16 protein-coding genes are annotated in these 15,383 nt (G+C 71.6%); 10 read left to right on the forward strand and 6 right to left on the reverse strand.

Features of this window, described 5'->3' with window-relative positions:
• Positions 1–3 precede the first annotated feature (3 nt).
• Positions 4–1,308, reverse strand: coding sequence for a patatin-like phospholipase family protein (locus tag ACFZ8E_RS13475; protein ID WP_243938470.1), 1,305 nt, complete (start codon positions 1,306–1,308; stop codon positions 4–6).
• Between the two features lie 226 nt (positions 1,309–1,534).
• Between ACFZ8E_RS13475 and ACFZ8E_RS13480 the strand changes: the two genes are divergently transcribed.
• Positions 1,535–2,587 carry an HpcH/HpaI aldolase/citrate lyase family protein gene (locus tag ACFZ8E_RS13480; protein ID WP_405042965.1) on the forward strand — a complete coding sequence of 351 codons (1,053 nt, stop codon included), beginning with the start codon at positions 1,535–1,537 and terminating at the stop codon, positions 2,585–2,587.
• 111 nt (positions 2,588–2,698) lie between these two features.
• Here the strand turns inward: ACFZ8E_RS13480 and ACFZ8E_RS13485 are convergent, their stop codons facing one another.
• Positions 2,699–3,718 (reverse strand): GlxA family transcriptional regulator, encoded by a 1,020-nt coding sequence (locus ACFZ8E_RS13485; RefSeq protein WP_243938437.1) that lies wholly within the window; start codon positions 3,716–3,718, stop codon positions 2,699–2,701.
• Between the two features lie 54 nt (positions 3,719–3,772).
• Here ACFZ8E_RS13485 and ACFZ8E_RS13490 point away from each other — a divergent pair, with 54 nt between their 5' ends.
• Together ACFZ8E_RS13490 and hspQ are read left to right on the forward strand one after the other, a co-directional pair.
• Positions 3,773–4,489 carry a DJ-1/PfpI family protein gene (locus ACFZ8E_RS13490; RefSeq protein WP_243945912.1) on the forward strand — a complete coding sequence of 239 codons (717 nt, stop codon included), beginning with the start codon at positions 3,773–3,775 and terminating at the stop codon, positions 4,487–4,489.
• A 134-nt stretch (positions 4,490–4,623) separates the two neighbouring features.
• Positions 4,624–4,977: a heat shock protein HspQ gene (gene hspQ, locus ACFZ8E_RS13495; protein ID WP_147728590.1), complete on the forward strand. Its 354-nt coding sequence runs from the start codon at positions 4,624–4,626 to the stop codon at positions 4,975–4,977.
• Between the two features lie 46 nt (positions 4,978–5,023).
• Here the strand turns inward: hspQ and ACFZ8E_RS13500 are convergent, their stop codons facing one another.
• Both ACFZ8E_RS13500 and ACFZ8E_RS13505 read right to left on the reverse strand, forming a co-directional pair.
• Entirely contained in the window at positions 5,024–5,659 is a 636-nt protein-coding gene (locus ACFZ8E_RS13500) for a nicotinamidase (protein ID WP_243945914.1), read from the reverse strand.
• A 58-nt stretch (positions 5,660–5,717) separates the two neighbouring features.
• Positions 5,718–6,692, reverse strand: coding sequence for a quinone oxidoreductase (locus ACFZ8E_RS13505; RefSeq protein ID WP_147842384.1), 975 nt, complete (start codon positions 6,690–6,692; stop codon positions 5,718–5,720).
• Positions 6,693–6,969: 277 nt separating this feature from the next.
• On the opposite strand from ACFZ8E_RS13505, the gene ACFZ8E_RS13510 reads away from it, so the two are divergent.
• On the forward strand, positions 6,970–7,248 hold the full coding sequence (locus ACFZ8E_RS13510; protein WP_147728587.1) for a hypothetical protein: 279 nt from the start codon (positions 6,970–6,972) through the stop codon (positions 7,246–7,248).
• Between the two features lies 1 nt (position 7,249).
• Here ACFZ8E_RS13510 and ACFZ8E_RS13515 read toward each other — a convergent pair whose 3' ends face one another.
• Complete coding sequence (locus tag ACFZ8E_RS13515; RefSeq protein WP_405042966.1) at positions 7,250–8,068, reverse strand: DUF502 domain-containing protein; 819 nt, start codon at positions 8,066–8,068, stop codon at positions 7,250–7,252.
• Between the two features lie 94 nt (positions 8,069–8,162).
• A complete protein-coding gene (locus tag ACFZ8E_RS13520; RefSeq protein ID WP_243938427.1) occupies positions 8,163–9,365 on the reverse strand; it encodes a PepSY domain-containing protein in 1,203 nt (400 codons plus the stop codon).
• A gap of 374 nt (positions 9,366–9,739) precedes the next feature.
• On the opposite strand from ACFZ8E_RS13520, the gene ACFZ8E_RS13525 reads away from it, so the two are divergent.
• From ACFZ8E_RS13525 to ACFZ8E_RS13550, 6 genes are all read left to right on the forward strand, one after another.
• On the forward strand, positions 9,740–10,447 hold the full coding sequence (locus tag ACFZ8E_RS13525; protein ID WP_147727603.1) for a DUF1013 domain-containing protein: 708 nt from the start codon (positions 9,740–9,742) through the stop codon (positions 10,445–10,447).
• 338 nt (positions 10,448–10,785) lie between these two features.
• Entirely contained in the window at positions 10,786–12,510 is a 1,725-nt protein-coding gene (rpsA, locus tag ACFZ8E_RS13530) for a 30S ribosomal protein S1 (protein ID WP_147727602.1), read from the forward strand.
• A gap of 398 nt (positions 12,511–12,908) precedes the next feature.
• On the forward strand, positions 12,909–13,892 hold the full coding sequence (gene sppA, locus ACFZ8E_RS13535; protein ID WP_147842387.1) for a signal peptide peptidase SppA: 984 nt from the start codon (positions 12,909–12,911) through the stop codon (positions 13,890–13,892).
• Between the two features lie 53 nt (positions 13,893–13,945).
• Positions 13,946–14,257: an integration host factor subunit beta gene (gene ihfB / locus ACFZ8E_RS13540; RefSeq protein ID WP_147727600.1), complete on the forward strand. Its 312-nt coding sequence runs from the start codon at positions 13,946–13,948 to the stop codon at positions 14,255–14,257.
• Between the two features lie 103 nt (positions 14,258–14,360).
• Positions 14,361–14,717: a lipopolysaccharide assembly protein LapA domain-containing protein gene (locus ACFZ8E_RS13545; protein WP_147842388.1), complete on the forward strand. Its 357-nt coding sequence runs from the start codon at positions 14,361–14,363 to the stop codon at positions 14,715–14,717.
• 23 nt (positions 14,718–14,740) lie between these two features.
• Entirely contained in the window at positions 14,741–15,382 is a 642-nt protein-coding gene (locus ACFZ8E_RS13550) for a phosphoribosylanthranilate isomerase (protein ID WP_243985097.1), read from the forward strand.
• Position 15,383: the final 1 nt, after the last annotated feature.

Genomic DNA, 15,383 nt, shown 5'->3' on the forward strand with positions numbered 1-15,383 from the left:
CGCTCAGCGCGTCGCCAGGGCCTGCGAGGCGTCCGGTCGCGATGCGTCCAGGCGCGGCGTCGCCGGCTGCGGGGCCTTCGGATGCAGCGCGCCGAGCGAGCCGGTCGGCAGGTTCGACGAGCCTTCGGCCAGCGCCTCCGGTCCGCCGAAGGCCGTGCCCTCCTGGCCGAGCTTCTCCGCGTGGGCGAACAGCGCCTTCATGTAGCGCTGGTCGAACGGGGCCGGCGAGGTGTCGGTGAAGCGGTCGTCGATCTCGGCGACCTTCAGGTCGATGGATTCGCGGCGGGCGAAGGCGTCGGCCAGCGCCAGGGCGTCGCGCGTCTGCGCCTTGATCGCCGACGACATCGCCCGGCCGAGCACCGAGAGCGTGGTGTGCGTCGCCATCTGGAAGTACGGCGCGAGCTTGTTGTTGACGACGAGGTAGACCGTCCGGGCCGGGATCCTGACCCCGCCGGCACCCGTCTGCGCCGCGATCAGCGCCGGCTTCGGCGCGAGGAAGAACGGCGCCGTAGTGCCGCCGTCGACGTGCATCTCCTGGATCGTCTTGCCCTGGTTCGTCTTGCCGTCGACGGTCGTCGAGTCGATCGAGACGGGCGGGAACACGCCCGGCACGGCGGACGAGGCCAGCACGATCGACCGGAACAGGTTCAGCGCCTTGTCGTCGCCGATCGTCGCGATCGCGCCCATGTCCCACAGCACCGGGCGCTCGGTGTCGAGCTCGGTGGTGGCGACCAGCAGGCGCCGGCCCTTGGCGTGCTCGGCGGCGATCGCCTTGAGCAGGCGCGGCGTCACCGCCTTCTCGATCCGGCGCTTGAGCGGCCAGGTGTCGGTCAGGGCCTCGGCGGAGCCGCCGAACTCGAACACGTCCGCCGCCGAGACCGTGGTGTAGGCCTCGCGCAGGGCGGCATCGCCGGCGGCACCGATGAAGGCGAAGGGGGCGATCAGGGCGCCCGTCGAGACGCCGGTGATCACGCCGAAGGCCGGGCGGCGCCCGCTCGCGCTCCAGCCGGAGAGGAGGCCCGCGGCGAAGGCGCCGTTCTCGCCGCCGCCGGACAGCACGAGCCAGGGGTCGGCCGCCGCGGACGCCCCGTCGATCAGCGCCTGGAAGGCCTGCCCGTCGTCGCCGGCGATGCGGATCGCGCCCTTCAGGGCGGCAGGACGCGCCGTCGCGATCTCGCCGGCGGTGAACGCCGTGCGCTCGGTGCGTTTGGCAGTATCCGATCCGGCACGGGAAAGGTCAGGCGCACCGATTCCAAGTGCGAGGATCGTCGCGCAAAGCGCGAGCTGACGCGTCTTCGAAGAGGGCATAGCCCGTTTCCCGATACCGATTGACCCGCCTCGTTTCGAAAACGCTGCGCCGTCCGCCGTGTTCCCGCAACCGGGCACGACCACCGAGCCGGCCGCGCCATTCGTGCGGCAGCGCACCATGACGCTTGCCACGCGGATCGCTTTACGCCGGGCCTGTGCTTGCACTAACCGGACGAACCGGTCCGTCACGCCGACTCGGCAAGCCGACCTGCAACGAGGTTCTTCCATGAAACTGCCGCGCCGCTTCTTCCAGCCGCTCGCCGCCGGCGCGCCCGAGCCCTTCCGCGAGCTGCCGGTGCGGCTGGAGCGGATGATCCACTTCGTGCCGCCCCACAACGACAAGGTCCGCGCCCGCGTGCCGGAGCTCGCGCCGACCGTCGACGTCGTGCTCGGCAACCTCGAGGACGCGGTGCCGATGGACCAGAAGGAGGCGGCCCGGAAGGGCTTCGTCCAGATGGCGCAGGCGACCGACTTCGCGGCGACCGGCACCGGCCTGTGGAGCCGCATCAATGCGCTGAACTCGTCGTGGTTTCTCGACGACCTGTTCGAGCTCGTGGCCGCCGTCGGCTCGAAGCTCGACGTAGTGATGATTCCCAAGGTCGAGGGCCCGTGGGACATCCACTACGTCGACCAGCTCCTCGCCCAGCTCGAGGCGCGCCACGGTGTGACGAAGCCGATCCTGATCCACGCGATCCTGGAGACGGCCGAAGGCGTCGCCAACGTCGACGCCATCGCCTGCGCGTCGCCCCGCATGCACGGCATGAGCCTCGGCCCCGCGGACCTGGCGGCGTCCCGCGGCATGAAGACCACCCGCGTCGGCGGCGGCCACCCGGAATACCGCGTGATCGCCGACCCGGCCGGCGAGGGCGTCGCGCGCGCCTCCGCCCAGCAGGACCTCTGGCACTACACCATCGCGAAGATGGTCGACGCCTGCATGGCCAACGGCATCAAGGCCTTCTACGGCCCGTTCGGCGACTTCTCCGACGGTCCGGCCTGCGAGGTCCAGTTCCGCAACGCCTTCCTCATGGGCTGCGCCGGCGCCTGGACGCTGCATCCGAACCAGGTCGCCATCGCCAAGCGCGTCTTCGCCCCCGATCCGGACGAGGTCGCGTTCGCCGCCCGCATCGTCGCGGCGATGCCCGACGGCACCGGCGCGGTGATGCTCGACGGCAAGATGCAGGACGACGCCACCTGGAAGCAGGCCAAGGTCATCGTCGACCTGGCCAAGCTCGTGGCGGCCAAGGACCCGGAGCTGGCCGCGGTGTACAAGCTCGGCTGATGACCAAACCTCGATGAGCCCGACGCATCGAGGCTTGGCCCCCGCGACCGCGGGGCGGCGGCTCTCCGCCGGACCTCACGGGTTCTCGCCCATGAGGTCCGGCATGAGCCGTCACGGCCCGAACCGGCTTCGGTAATCCTGCGGCAGCGCAGCGACGAGCCGCAGGAAGCTGCGGCGCATGGTTTCCTCCGAGCCGAAGCCGCAGGCCTGCGCGATGCGCTTCACCGGGCGCCTGGTCTCGGACAGCGCCCGTTGCGCCGCCTCCACCCGCAGGCGCTCCACCCCCTTGGCCGGCGTCAGCCCGGTCGCCGCGCGGTAGTGCCGGCCGAGGCTGCGCTCGCTCATGCCCGCCACCGCCGCCAGCGCCGGAAGCGAGAGGTCGCCGGCCAGGTTCTCCCGGATCCAGGCATGGAGGGCATCGAACCGGTCGTCGCCGGCCTGGAGCGCGAGCGCCGCGCTGAACTGCGCCTGCCCGCCGGGGCGCTTGAGGAACATCACGAGATGGCGGGCGACGCCGAGCGCCAGCGCACGGCCGAGATCCTGTTCCACCAGCGCCAGCGCCAGGTCGATGCCGGCGGTGATCCCCGCCGAGGACCAGACCGGGCCGTCCTGCACGAAGATCGGGTCCGGCTCGACGCGCGCCAGCGGATAGAGCTCGGCGAGCCGCTCGCAATGGGCCCAGTGGGTGGCCGCCCGGCGCCCGTCGAGGAGCCCTGCCGCCCCGAGCAGGAAGGCGCCGGTGCAGACCGAGGCGACCCGCCGCGCCCGCGCCGCCCGCGCCCGCATCCAGTCGACGAGGTCCGCGTCGGCCGAGGCCGCGACGACGCCGGGGCCGCCGGCGACGATCAGCGTGTCGAGCGGGGCGTCGCGGTCGGGCAGGGGGTCGACCGCCAGCCGCAGGCCCGCGGACGAGGTCAGCGCGCCGTCGCCCCAGCCGACCACACGCGGCGCGTAGGGCCGCGAGCCCCGCGCCTGCTCGTTGGCCGTCGCGAAGACCTGCAGCGGACCGGCCACGTCGAGCAGTTGCACGGACGGAAAGGCCAGCACCTCGACGATGCGGGGCGATCCGGCGTGGGTTCGAACGGTATGGGTTCGAGCGGCATCTGGCTGGAAACGAGGGTCGTCTGGCATCCCGGCCAGATCTTGAGGCCTTAGGGTGTCCCTGTCCACCACGGAGACCCCGCGATGATCCCCCCCGAGACCCACCTGCAGATCGGCTCGCTCCTGTTCGAGGGGCTGGACCAGATCGACCTCACCGGCCCGTTCGAGGTGCTGTCCCGCATCCCGAACGCGACCTACCGGATCTACGCCCCGACCGCCGAGAGCGTGCGCGACGTCCGCGGCCTGCGGCTCACCCCCGACGCGGCCTTGGCCGATGCGCCGCAGCTCGACGTGCTGCACGTGCCCGGCGGCTTCGGCCAGGAGGCGCTGATGCGGGACGAGGCCGTGCTCGGCTGGATCCGGCGGCAGGCGGGGGGAGCCGGGCACGTCTTCTCGGTCTGCACCGGCGCCCTGCTCCTCGGCGGTGCCGGGCTGCTGAGGGGGCGCCGGGCGACGACGCATTGGAGCGCCTTCGCGCTGCTGCCGTATTTCGGCGCGCAGCCCGTCGACCGGCGCGTCGTGGTCGACGGGTCGTGGGTGTTCGCGGCCGGCGTCACCGCGGGCATCGACGGCGCGCTGCAGCTTGCGGCCGAGCTGCGCGGCCCGGAGGTCGCCCAGGCGATCCAGCTCGGCATGGAATACGCCCCCGAGCCGCCCTTCGACAGCGGCACGCCGCGGACCGCCCCGGCCGCGATCCTCGAGCGGGCGCGCACCGGCGTCGCCGAGATCACCGCGCGGCGGGAGGCGACCGCACGCAGGATCGCCGCCGAGCTCGGGATCGCCCTCCCCGCCGGCGGGTGAGGCTCGTCTCGATCACGCCGGCCGCACGGGCGAGGCCGGCCCGCGACGCGGGTCGGTTCCGATGCACCGCCCCCCGGAACCCGGTGACAAGCCCGCCATCCGCGCCTATCTGATCCGTCATGATGGATCAGGCCATGACCGACCCGCGACCGACCGAATCGAGACTGCGCATCGCCAAGTTCGGGATCGGCGCGGTGGTGCGCCACCGGATCTACCCGTTCCGCGGCATCGTGTTCGATGTCGACCCGGTGTTCGACAACACCGAGGATTGGTGGCTGGCGATCCCCGAGGAGGCGCGTCCGCGCAAGGACCAGCCGTTCTACCACCTGCTCGCCGAGAACGCCGAGACCGAGTACGTCGCCTACGTGTCCGAGCAGAACCTGGTGCCCGACACCTCGGGCGAGAGCCTGCGCCACGCCGGCATCCCGGAGATGTTCGAGCGCGACCCCGGCGGCACCTACCGCATGCGCGACCGCACCGCGAACTGACCGTTTCGGGACGCGCGCCGTCCGGTGCTCCGAGCGCCTTCGTGGCCTACGATCCCGTGACGTCGGCGCTCGTCGCCCTGCCGATTCCGGCGGCTTCCATCCGTGCCCAGGCGGCGGCGAGCGATCCGCCCTGGTCGATCGCCCGCGTCGCGTCCGCGACGACGGCGGCCGCGAAGCCTGCCGCGCGCGCATCGAGGGCGCTCCAGGCGACGCAGTAATCGGTGGCGAGCCCGCACAGGACCACGCGCCGGACGCCGCGCTCGCGCAGGTAGCCGGCGAGCCCCGTCGGCGTCCCGTCGGCCTCGACGAAGGCCGAGTAGCTGTCGACTCCGGGGCTCAGGCCCTTCCGCAGGACGAGGGCGGCGCCGGGCAGGTCGAGGCCGGGGGCGAGCCCCGCCCCGGCGCTGCCCTGCACGCAGTGGTCCGGCCACAGCACCTGCTCGCCGTAGGCCAGCCGCACCGTCTCGAACGGCGCCCGGCCCGGATGCGCGCTCGCGAACGAGACGTGCCCGGCCGGGTGCCAGTCCTGCGTCAGCACCAGGGTCCGGAACCGCGCGGCCAGCGCCCGGATCGGCGCGACGACGGCGTCGCCGTCGGGCACCGCGAGCGCGCCGCCGGGCAGGAAGTCGTGCTGCACGTCGACGACGAGCAGGGCCTCGGCCGCGCCGACCGTCACGGGCATCCCCCGGCTTCGGCGGAAAGGCGTCCGCCCGGGATCCTCCGATCCGGCGATCCCGGGATCACGGGACCATCACCGTCGAGCCGGTGGTCTCGCGGCCGGCGAGGTCGCGGTGGACCTGCTGGGCCTCCGACAGCTTGTAGGTCCGGTTGACCGGGATCCTGACCGCCCCGCTCTGCACCACCGAGAACAGGTTCTTCGCCATCTCGGCCAGGATCTCCGGGCGGCTCGCGTAGGTGAACAGGGTCGGGCGCGTCACGTAGAGCGAGCCCTTGGCGGCGAGCAGGCCGAGGTCGAGCGCCTTGATCGGGCCGGAGGCGGAGCCGAAGCTCGCGAGCAGGCCGAGCGGGGCCAGCGAATCGAGCGAGCCCATCAGCGTGTCCTGCCCGACGCCGTCGTAGACCACCGGAACGCCCTTGCCGCCGGTGATCTCGCGGACGCGGGCCGCCACGTCCTCTTCGCGGTAGAGGATGACGTGGTCGCAGCCGTGGGCGCGGGCGAGCTCCGCCTTGTCGGCCGAGCCGGCGGTGCCGATGACGGTGGCGCCGAGGTGCTTGGCCCATTGGCAGGCGATCAGGCCGACGCCGCCGGCGGCCGCGTGCCACAGGATCGTGTCGCCCGGCTTCACCGCATAGGTCCGGTGCAGCAGGTACTCGGCGGTGAGCCCCTTCAGCATCATGCCGGCGGCGGTCGAATCGTCGATCCCGTCCGGCACGTGCACGGCGGCCGAGGCCGCGATCAGCGGCTCCTCGGCGTAGGTGCCCTCCCCCGATCCGGTGGCGACCCGGTCGCCGACCGAGAACCCGGTCACGCCCTCGCCGACCGCCGTCACCGTCCCGGCGACCTCCTTGCCTGGGGTGAACGGCAGCTGTGCCGCCTTGTAGGCGCCGGAGCGGAAGTAGATGTCGATGAAGTTGACGCCGATCGCGCCGGCGCGGATGCGGATCTGGCCGGGGCCGGGCTGCGGCGTCGGCACGTCCTCGTAGGCCATCACCTCGGGGCCGCCGTAATCCTGAACGCGTATCGCCTTCGGCATCGTCGTCGCCTCTTCCTCGCGTGAGATCGTGCCCGGCGAGATAAGGGACGGGGCGCCCGGCGCAATGGCTTCGATCGGGGCGGGCGATACAGAGCGGGGCGCGCATCCCGGCGCCGCGAGCAAATCATCGATCCGGGGAGGGAACGCGATCGGCCCGGACGCGGTTGAGAGGCCCACGTCGCCGAGCATGCCTTGCAGTGGCCATGTTTCAATCTTAACTGAACCTGAACGAAAGGCTGATTCGTTCAGGCCGTCACGGGAAAGATGGAGGACAGCGATGCTGACCGGACCGTTCCAACGCCTGCCGGGGTCTTCCGAGGGATGGCAGTCCCTCGCTCACGAGCCCTGGCTGCTGCCGATCTCCGACGCCGCCTCCGAGCAGGCTTCCGACGTGGGTATCGCGGTTCGCCGGGCCGCGCGGCCCCTCTGGATCGCCGCCAACGGCCTCTGCTTCGCCCTGGCGCTCCTGCTGGCCGCCGAGACCTCGACCGGCTGGATGAGCGGCAACCGTGTCGCGGCGACGCCGAAGACCGTCGTCACCGCCAGCGCCTCCTGAGTCAGACCGTTTCGCGACGCGGGGCGGCGCCTGCCGGCGGCGTCTCCCGCGACGTCTCGGGCGCGAGCCCCTGCGCCGTCCGCAAGGTCGCGGCCATGGCCTGAAGCCGGGCCTGCGGATCGTCCGGCTGGATGACGCCGGCCGACATCACCAGCTTGGCCGCATCGTCCACGCTCATCCCGACCTCGATGATGTCGGTGCGCGGCAGGTAGAAGAAGAACCCCGTGGTCGGGTTCGGCGCGCAGGGCAGGAACACGCCGACATAGTCGTTGCGGCCGTCCTCCCCTGCTTCTCCCTTGCCGCCGGGAAGCGCCGCCTGGACGTCGGGCGCGGCCGGCGCCGACAGGAACACCACCGACCAGGTTCCCTTCACCGGGAACTCGACGAGGCCGACCGTGCGGAACGAGGTTCCGTTGGCGGAGAACAGCGTCTCGAAGATCTGCCGCAGGCCCTTGTAGAGCCCCGAGATCACGGGCGTGCGCGCCAGCAGCACCTCGCCGAACTCGATCACGCTGCGCCCGACGAGGTTCGCCGTGAGGAAGCCGAGCAGGGTCACCGCCACGAAGGCGATGAGCATGCCCAGCCCCGGGATCGAGAACGGCAGGTAATGGTCCGGCAGGTAGCTCGCCGGCACCAGCGGCTTCACGAACCCGTCGATCAGCGTGATGATCCACCACGTGATGTAGGCGGTGATCGCCAGCGGCCCCGCGACGATGATGCCGGTGAGGAAGTACGTCCGCAGCCGTCCGCGCGCGCTCACGCGGGGGCGGGGGCCCGCGGGGTCCGGCTCGGGCGTCGGCAGCGTGGTCGGCGGTCTCACGGAAACCAGGGCAGCCCCCGAAGGCAAGGTCGCGAAGGCACGATGCCGGGCACGGCTCCGGTGCCCTCAGACCTACTCCCTCCGCCGGCCCGTCTCAAGGCCGCGGTTCGGCGACGAGACCGGGGCCGCGCGGCGCCGACCGTCGCGCGGCCCCGGCACGCCGGCGCAGGACGTAGAGCACGAGGCCGGTGATCGCGAGCAGCGGCATCATGAGCGCGGCGAGGCAGAAGACCAGGGCGAAGACCCCACCGAAGAAGCGCCCGCGATGGACCTCGAGCATGGACTCGGCGATCTGCCGGCCGAGCGCCTCGTCGGAGAAGCGCACGCGCGAGAGGCGGGCGCCGGTCGCGGCGTCGAAGGTCGATTCGTTGCGCGCCTTCGGGGCGTCGGACGCCGCGGCGATCCAGCGGATGCGGATCCGCGTCGCGTCGCGCCCCGGCAGCGTCACGGTCGCGAGCGCCGCCGACGCGCCCTCCTCCGCCCGGAACGCGGCCCAGGCCCTGTCCAGGGCGAGCGGGTTCTCGGTGCTCCCGACCGGGCTCGCCTCGCCTTGCCTCTCTCCCGCCTTGCGCCCGGCCGCGCGGTCCGCGCGCGCCTCGGGCGCCTTGCCCGTGAGGAGCCGGGTCGCGGCCGACCTGTACGGCTCGTAGGACCACCACAGCCCCGTCAGCGCGATCACGGCGTAGACCGGCAGCAGCCAGGTGCCGGCGACGGCGTGGAGCGACCAGTAGCGCGGGCGCCCCGGCCGGCGCAGACTCGGCCTCAGCCAGATCCGCCAAGCGTGGACCTTGGGCCAGCGCAGGTACAGGCCGGTGGCGAGGAACGCGAGCAGCGCCACCGCCGCCGCCCCGGTGATCGTCCGACCCCAGCCCCTGCCCTCCCCGGGCAGGAGCAGCCACCGGTGCAGGCCGCGGATCGTCGCGAAGGTCGCCTCGCCGCGGATCTCGCCGCGCAGCGTGCCGTCGTAGGGATCGAGGTAGACCGAGGGCGGCCGCGCGCCGGACGTGTCGTCGGCGAAGCGCACGCGGGGGACGATCGCCGGGTCGCCGGCGATCGTCAGCGTGCTCACCCTGAGGCCCGGGCGCTGCGCGCCGAGTCGCGCGACCAGCGCCTCCGGGCCGAGATGCGGCCGGTCCAGGACCGCGATCCGCGCACGGTCGGCATTGGCGAGATCGACGATGGCCTCCTCGTAGCTCATCATCGCGCCGGTGACGCCGACCACGGCGAGGACGAGACCGGCGGTGAGGCCGAGCGCCCAGTGCAGGCGGAACAGGACGGTGCGGAGGGGGACGGGCATCGCGGGCGGTACGTCATGAGAACGACGTGAAGTCAAGTTTTCCGGCGGAACCCCGATATTTTCGACGCCGAATTACTACAATTCAGGGTAATGTCCCCTCGCGTTGCTTGCCCGGCCACGGTCGAACGCCCCGAAACCCTTCGCCCGACACGGACGGACCGGAGGGCCGGGGCCGGTTCTTCGACCCGGCGCCGCCCGACGATCGCCCGGTCGCAGGCCGTCGAGTCGATTGCGCCCTCCGGCGGCCCCGCGTATACAAGGTCATTCCCCTTTTGAATGCGTGAGACGGGACTTTCGGATCGAGCGGTCCGGAGCCTGCGGACCGATGCCCGGCCCCGTCCGTCCACGCGTCGGTTTTGGAGCCCGTGCGAAACATGACCCAGGGTCCGCTGATGCCCAAGGCGACCGCCGTCTGGCTGGTCGAGAACACCTCGCTCGCCTTCGAGCAGATCGCCGATTTCTGCAAGCTGCACCCGCTGGAGGTGAAGGGCATCGCCGACGGCGAGGTCGCCGCCGGGATCAAGGGCTTCGATCCGATCACCGCGGGCCAGCTCACCCGCGACGAGATCGAGAAGGCGCAGAAGTCGCCGGCCTACAAGCTCAAGGTCGCGGTCTCGAAGGTGAAGCTGCCCGAGGTCAAGCGCACCACCAAGGGGCCGCGCTACACCCCGCTGTCGCGCCGTCAGGACCGCCCGAACGCGATCCTCTGGCTGCTGCGCAACCACCCCGAGCTGAAGGACGCGCAGGTGATCCGGCTCGTGGGCACCACCAAGTCGACGATCCAGCAGATCCGCGAGCGCTCGCACTGGAATTCCGGCTCGCTGCAGCCGATGGACCCGGTGACGCTCGGCCTGTGCACCCAGATCGACCTCGACTTCGAGGTCCAGCGCGCCGCCAAGGACCGGCCGGCCGCGCTCGCCGCCGATTCGGGAGCCTCGCTCCTGCCGACCGAGGTCTCCACCCGCGACGAGGCGCCCGAGGCCGACGAGCACCGCCACGGCGGCCGCGAGGAGCGGATCAACGCCGATTCGGTCTTCGCCAAGCTCAAGGGCGTCCGCCCGGCGGACGACGACGAAGACTAGATCGTACTCGGGGGGCTCAAGTCTCCGGACCGAAGGCGTGGGCCTGCTTCGAAGGAAGCGGGCCCATTTTCGTGCCGACATCCGTTTCTGTTGAACTTCAGGGCCCGTTGCTGTAGAGAGCCGGCGTCCTTCCGGGCCGACCGCACGCGCGTGTTCTCGTGTTGCGCCGCGCCGCCCCGGGACGACCGCCCTCGGACACCGTACGAACGCGTCGGCAAGCCGATCCCATTTTCGGATCGGTCGCTCCCCCATCCGGAGCGGCAGCGGCAACGGGGGCGTTCGCAACACGAGCCGCCGACGTGAGGGCATCCCTTGAGGGAGCCCGTTCAGGAGACAGAATGACTGCTGGTACCGCTCTGCAGCGCGACGCCTACCGCGACGACTTCGCGGCGCTGCTCGAGGAATCGTTCCTCCAACACGAGATCACCGAAGGCTCCGTCGTCAAGGGTCGCGTCGTCGCGATCGAGAAGGACGTCGCGGTCATCGACATCGGCGCCAAGACCGAGGGTCGCGTCGCCCTCAAGGAATTCAACGGCCCCGGCCGCGAGGGCGAGCTCGCCGTCGGCGACGAGGTTGAGGTCTACGTCGACCGCATCGAGAACGCGCTCGGCGAGGCCGTCATCTCGCGCGACAAGGCGCGCCGCGAGGAGTCGTGGGTCAAGCTCGAGAAGGCCTTCGAGGCCAACGAGCGCGTCTCCGGCACGATCTTCAACCAGGTCAAGGGCGGCTACACCGTCGACCTCGACGGCGCCGTGGCGTTCCTGCCGCGCTCCCAGGTCGACATCCGCCCGGTGCGCGACGTGACCCCGCTGCTCGGCACCCCGCAGCCGTTCCAGATCCTCAAGATGGATCGCCGCCGCGGCAACATCGTCGTCTCGCGCCGCACCGTCCTCGAGGAGAGCCGCGCCGAGCAGCGCTCCGAGCTGGTGGCCAACCTTGAGGAGGGTCAGGTCATTGACGGCGTCGTCAAGAACATCACCGAGTACGGTGCGTTCGTGGATCTGGGCGGCATCGACGGCCTGCTCCACGTCACCGACATGGCGTGGCGCCGCGTGAACCATCCGTCCGAGGTCGTGACCATCGGCCAGACGGTCAAGGTCAAGATCATCAAGATCAACCACGAGACCCACCGCATCTCGCTCGGCATCAAGCAGCTGCTCGCCGATCCGTGGGAGGGCATCGCCCAGCGCTATCCGGTCGACGCCAAGCTCAAGGGCCGCGTCACCAACATCACCGACTACGGCGCCTTCGTGGAGCTCGAGCCGGGGATCGAGGGTCTGATCCACGTCTCCGAGATGAGCTGGACCAAGAAGAACGTCCACCCCGGGAAGATCGTCTCCACCTCGCAGGAAGTGGAAGTGCAGATCCTCGAGGTCGATCCGGTCAAGCGCCGCATCTCGCTCGGCCTCAAGCAGACCCTGCAGAACCCGTGGGAGGCCTTCAACGAGAAGCATCCCGTCGGGTCCGAGGTCGAGGGCGAGGTCAAGAACAAGACCGAGTTCGGCCTGTTCATCGGCCTGGAAGGCGACGTCGACGGCATGGTCCACCTGTCGGACCTCGACTGGAACCGTCCCGGCGAGCAGGTGATCGAGGAGTTCAAGAAGGGCGACATGGTCAAGGCGCAGGTTCTCGACGTCGACGTCGAGAAGGAGCGCATCTCGCTCGGCATCAAGCAGATCGGCGGCGACCCCTTCGCGGAGGCCGGCGACGTCAAGAAGGGCCAGATCGTCACCTGCGAGGTCGTCGAGGTGAAGGATTCGGGCATCGAGGTGAAGATCGTCGACACCGACATGTCGACCTTCATCCGCCGCGCAGAGCTCGCCCGCGACCGTGGCGACCAGCGCCCCGAGCGCTTCGCCGCCGGCGAGAAGTTCGACGCCCGCGTCATCCAGTTCGACCGTAAGGCGCGCCGCGTCCAGCTGTCGATCAAGGCGCTGGAAGTCGCCGAGGAGAAGGAGGCGATGGCCCAGTTCGGCTCCGCCGATTCGGGTGCCTCGCTCGGCGACATCCTCGGTGCAGCCTTCAAGAAGGCCCGCACCAGCGACGACGTCGAGGAGAAGTAGTCCGGTCCAGGCCGGCCGCCCGGTCCATCCGGGCGGCCGTCAGGTCCCGGTCGATCGAAGGCCCGCGCCGGACACCCGTCCGGCGCGGGCCTTTCGTTTGGCGGGGCAAGACGATCCGGCGCCCCATGACAGGCGCGGCGCAACCGCAAGGCGATGCGGTTTTGGCCCCCTGCGCCCCTTGCCGGTCCGTGTCCGGCAGGGCTAGAACACCGCTCGCGGGCAACCGCCCGGCGCCCACGAGCTCAAGCCTGCCAAGGACTTGGTCTGTACCGCTGCCTAAGGTGCGGACCGCGTCGCGGCACGTGAGCCTCGTGCGCCCTGCCCCGGGCATCGGTCTGCGGGTGGGCTGAGAACCGGCCGGCCCGCGCGGCTGGGACCGTGAGGGAGCAGACCATCGCATGGCAGCCGACGCCGAACTCCTGATCGACCGGCGGCGGCTGCGCCGCAAGCTGTCCCTGTGGCGCGTCGTCGGCATCGGCGGCCTCGTCGTCGCCGTCGGCGCGGTCGGCCTGCGGGTCCGCGCCGGAACGGAGGGCGGGCTGTTCGGTGCGGTGAAGCCGCAGATCGCCCGCATCTCGATCTCGGGCTTCATCTCCGGCAGCGAGGCCACCGCCAAGCTGATGAAGCGGGTCGGCGAATCCGCCGCCGTCGAGGGCGTGGTGGTCTCGATCAACTCGCCGGGCGGCACCACCACCGGCTCCGAGGAGCTGTTCCGCAACCTGCGGGCGCTGGCCGAGAAGAAGCCGATCGTCGCCTTCGTCGACGGCACCGCGGCCTCGGGCGCCTACATCACCGCGATCGCCGCCGACCACATCGTCGCGCGCGAGACCTCGCTCGTCGGCTCGATCGGCGTGCTGTTCCAGTATCCGGACGTGTCGGGGCTGCTCGACAAGGTCGGCGTGAAGGTCGAATCGGTGAAGTCCTCGCCGCTCAAGGCCGAGCCGTCGGGCTTCACCCCGACCTCGCCGGAGGCGCGCGCCGCCCTCGCGGCGGTGGTCGGCGACACCTACGCCTGGTTCAAGAACCTCGTGGCCGAGCGGCGCGGGATGGACGGCGCCCAGGTCGCCACGGTCTCCGACGGCCGGGTGTTCAGCGGCCGCCAGAGCGTGCCGCTGAAGCTCGTGGACGAGCTCGGCAGCGAGCGGCAGGCGATCGCCTGGCTCGAGAGCGCGCGCAAGGTGCCCAAGAACCTGCCGGTGACCGACTGGAAGCCGGCTTCCGGCCAGGGCTTCGGCCTGTTCTCGGCGCTCGGCCTCGGTGCCGACCTCCTCGGGCTCGACGGCCTGTCCGCCCGGTTGGCCGAGGCCGGGGCCGAGGCGGGGGCCGTCACCCGGGGCGGCATGCTCGTGCTGTGGCGCCCGAGCCCGTCCGCCGCGCCCTGATCGGTGCGATCCATCAGGATTCGCGCCCCGGAACTTCGAGAAGACCAGACGCCATGATCAAGTCGGAGCTCGTCCTCAAGATCGCCGAGCAGAACCCGCACCTCTACCAGCGGGACGTCGAGACGCTGGTCAACGCGATCCTCGACACGATCGCCGACGCGCTGGCACGGGGCGACCGGGTCGAGCTGCGCGGCTTCGGCGCGTTCTCGGTGAAGCGCCGGGATGCGCGCCGCGGGCGCAACCCGCGCACGGGTGCGGCCGTTGCCGTGTCGGAAAAGGCCATCCCCGTGTTCAAGACCGGCAAGGAGATGCGCCTGCGCCTCAACGCGGCCGGGATCGGCGAGAGCCAGTCCGCGGCCGAGTAGGGCGCCGCGGGATGCCGGGCGGCCGCGTCGCCGCCGGTGCGGCGGATCGCGGATGGCCCCTCGGGCCATCCGCAGCACGGTTAAGAACGGTTCGGAGAGATCGATGGTCCGCTTCCTCAAGAGTCTGGTGCTGCTGCCCATCGCGGTCCTGGTGATCCTGCTCGCGGTCGCCAACCGCGATCCCGTCCGCCTCTCGCTCGATCCGTTCTCGCCCGATCCGGTGTTCAGCGTGACGCTGCCCCTCTACGCGATCCTGTTCGGCGCCGTGGCGCTCGGCATCGTCGTCGGCGGCATCTTCGCCTGGCTCGGGCAGGGCAAGGCGCGCCGCCAGGTCCGCCACCGCGGCCGCGAGATCCGCCGGCTCGAAGGCGAGACCGAGCGGCTGAAGGCCTACGCCCCGCCGGAGCCCGGCACCGCCCTGACGCTGCCGGGGCGGACCGCGCTGCCGGCCCCGCGCTGACGCGCGATTCCGGTTCTCGGGCCATGTCAATTCGCGTCAAGATCTGCGGCCTGAGCACGCCCGAGACGCTGGCCGCCGCGCTGGAATCCGGGGCCGACTGGATCGGCCTCGTGCGGTTCGAAAAGAGCCCGCGCCATGTCGGCCTCGACACGGCCCGCGCCCTCTCCGAGCAGGCCCGCGGCAGGGCCGAGCGCGTCGTGCTGCTGGTCGATCCGGACGATGCCGCGCTCGCCGCCGCGATGGAGGCGATCGATCCCGACCTGATCCAGCTGCACGGCTCCGAGACCCCGGAGCGCGTCGGCGAAATCCGCCGCCTCGCCGGCCGCCCGGTGATGAAGGCCATCGGCGTCGCGACCCGCGCCGACCTCGATCGGATCGCGGCCTACGCCGTCGCCGACCGCCTGCTCCTCGACGCCAAGCCGCCGCCCGGAGCCGCGCTGCCCGGCGGCAACGGCCGCGCCTTCGATTGGGATCTGCTCGCCGGGGCGGACCTTCCCGCCGGCTGGATGCTGTCGGGCGGCCTCGACGCGGTCAGCGTCGCCGCGGCGCTCGCCCGCACCGGCGCCACCGCGGTCGACGTCTCCTCAGGCGTCGAGGCGGGCCCGGGCGTGAAGGATCCCGACCGCATCGCCGCCTTCGTCAAGGCGGCCCGCGCGGGGGGCTGAG

The organism is Methylobacterium sp. HMF5984 (assembly GCF_045033435.1).
Classification (GTDB): domain Bacteria; phylum Pseudomonadota; class Alphaproteobacteria; order Rhizobiales; family Beijerinckiaceae; genus Methylobacterium.

Coding starts and splice junctions, on each gene's coding strand:
- ACFZ8E_RS13550 (WP_243985097.1), top strand. CDS start 14,741: ATGTCAATTCGCGTCAAGATCTGCGGCCTGAGCACGCCCGAGACGCTG.
- ACFZ8E_RS13510 (WP_147728587.1), top strand. CDS start 6,970: ATGCTGACCGGACCGTTCCAACGCCTGCCGGGGTCTTCCGAGGGATGG.
- ihfB (WP_147727600.1), top strand. CDS start 13,946: ATGATCAAGTCGGAGCTCGTCCTCAAGATCGCCGAGCAGAACCCGCAC.
- ACFZ8E_RS13485 (WP_243938437.1), bottom strand. CDS start 3,718: ATGCCAGACGACCCTCGTTTCCAGCCAGATGCCGCTCGAACCCATACC.
- ACFZ8E_RS13480 (WP_405042965.1), top strand. CDS start 1,535: ATGAAACTGCCGCGCCGCTTCTTCCAGCCGCTCGCCGCCGGCGCGCCC.
- ACFZ8E_RS13500 (WP_243945914.1), bottom strand. CDS start 5,659: ATGCCCGTGACGGTCGGCGCGGCCGAGGCCCTGCTCGTCGTCGACGTG.
- ACFZ8E_RS13490 (WP_243945912.1), top strand. CDS start 3,773: ATGATCCCCCCCGAGACCCACCTGCAGATCGGCTCGCTCCTGTTCGAG.
- ACFZ8E_RS13545 (WP_147842388.1), top strand. CDS start 14,361: ATGGTCCGCTTCCTCAAGAGTCTGGTGCTGCTGCCCATCGCGGTCCTG.
- ACFZ8E_RS13525 (WP_147727603.1), top strand. CDS start 9,740: ATGACCCAGGGTCCGCTGATGCCCAAGGCGACCGCCGTCTGGCTGGTC.
- rpsA (WP_147727602.1), top strand. CDS start 10,786: ATGACTGCTGGTACCGCTCTGCAGCGCGACGCCTACCGCGACGACTTC.
- hspQ (WP_147728590.1), top strand. CDS start 4,624: ATGACCGACCCGCGACCGACCGAATCGAGACTGCGCATCGCCAAGTTC.
- sppA (WP_147842387.1), top strand. CDS start 12,909: ATGGCAGCCGACGCCGAACTCCTGATCGACCGGCGGCGGCTGCGCCGC.
- ACFZ8E_RS13505 (WP_147842384.1), bottom strand. CDS start 6,692: ATGCCGAAGGCGATACGCGTTCAGGATTACGGCGGCCCCGAGGTGATG.
- ACFZ8E_RS13475 (WP_243938470.1), bottom strand. CDS start 1,308: ATGCCCTCTTCGAAGACGCGTCAGCTCGCGCTTTGCGCGACGATCCTC.
- ACFZ8E_RS13520 (WP_243938427.1), bottom strand. CDS start 9,365: ATGCCCGTCCCCCTCCGCACCGTCCTGTTCCGCCTGCACTGGGCGCTC.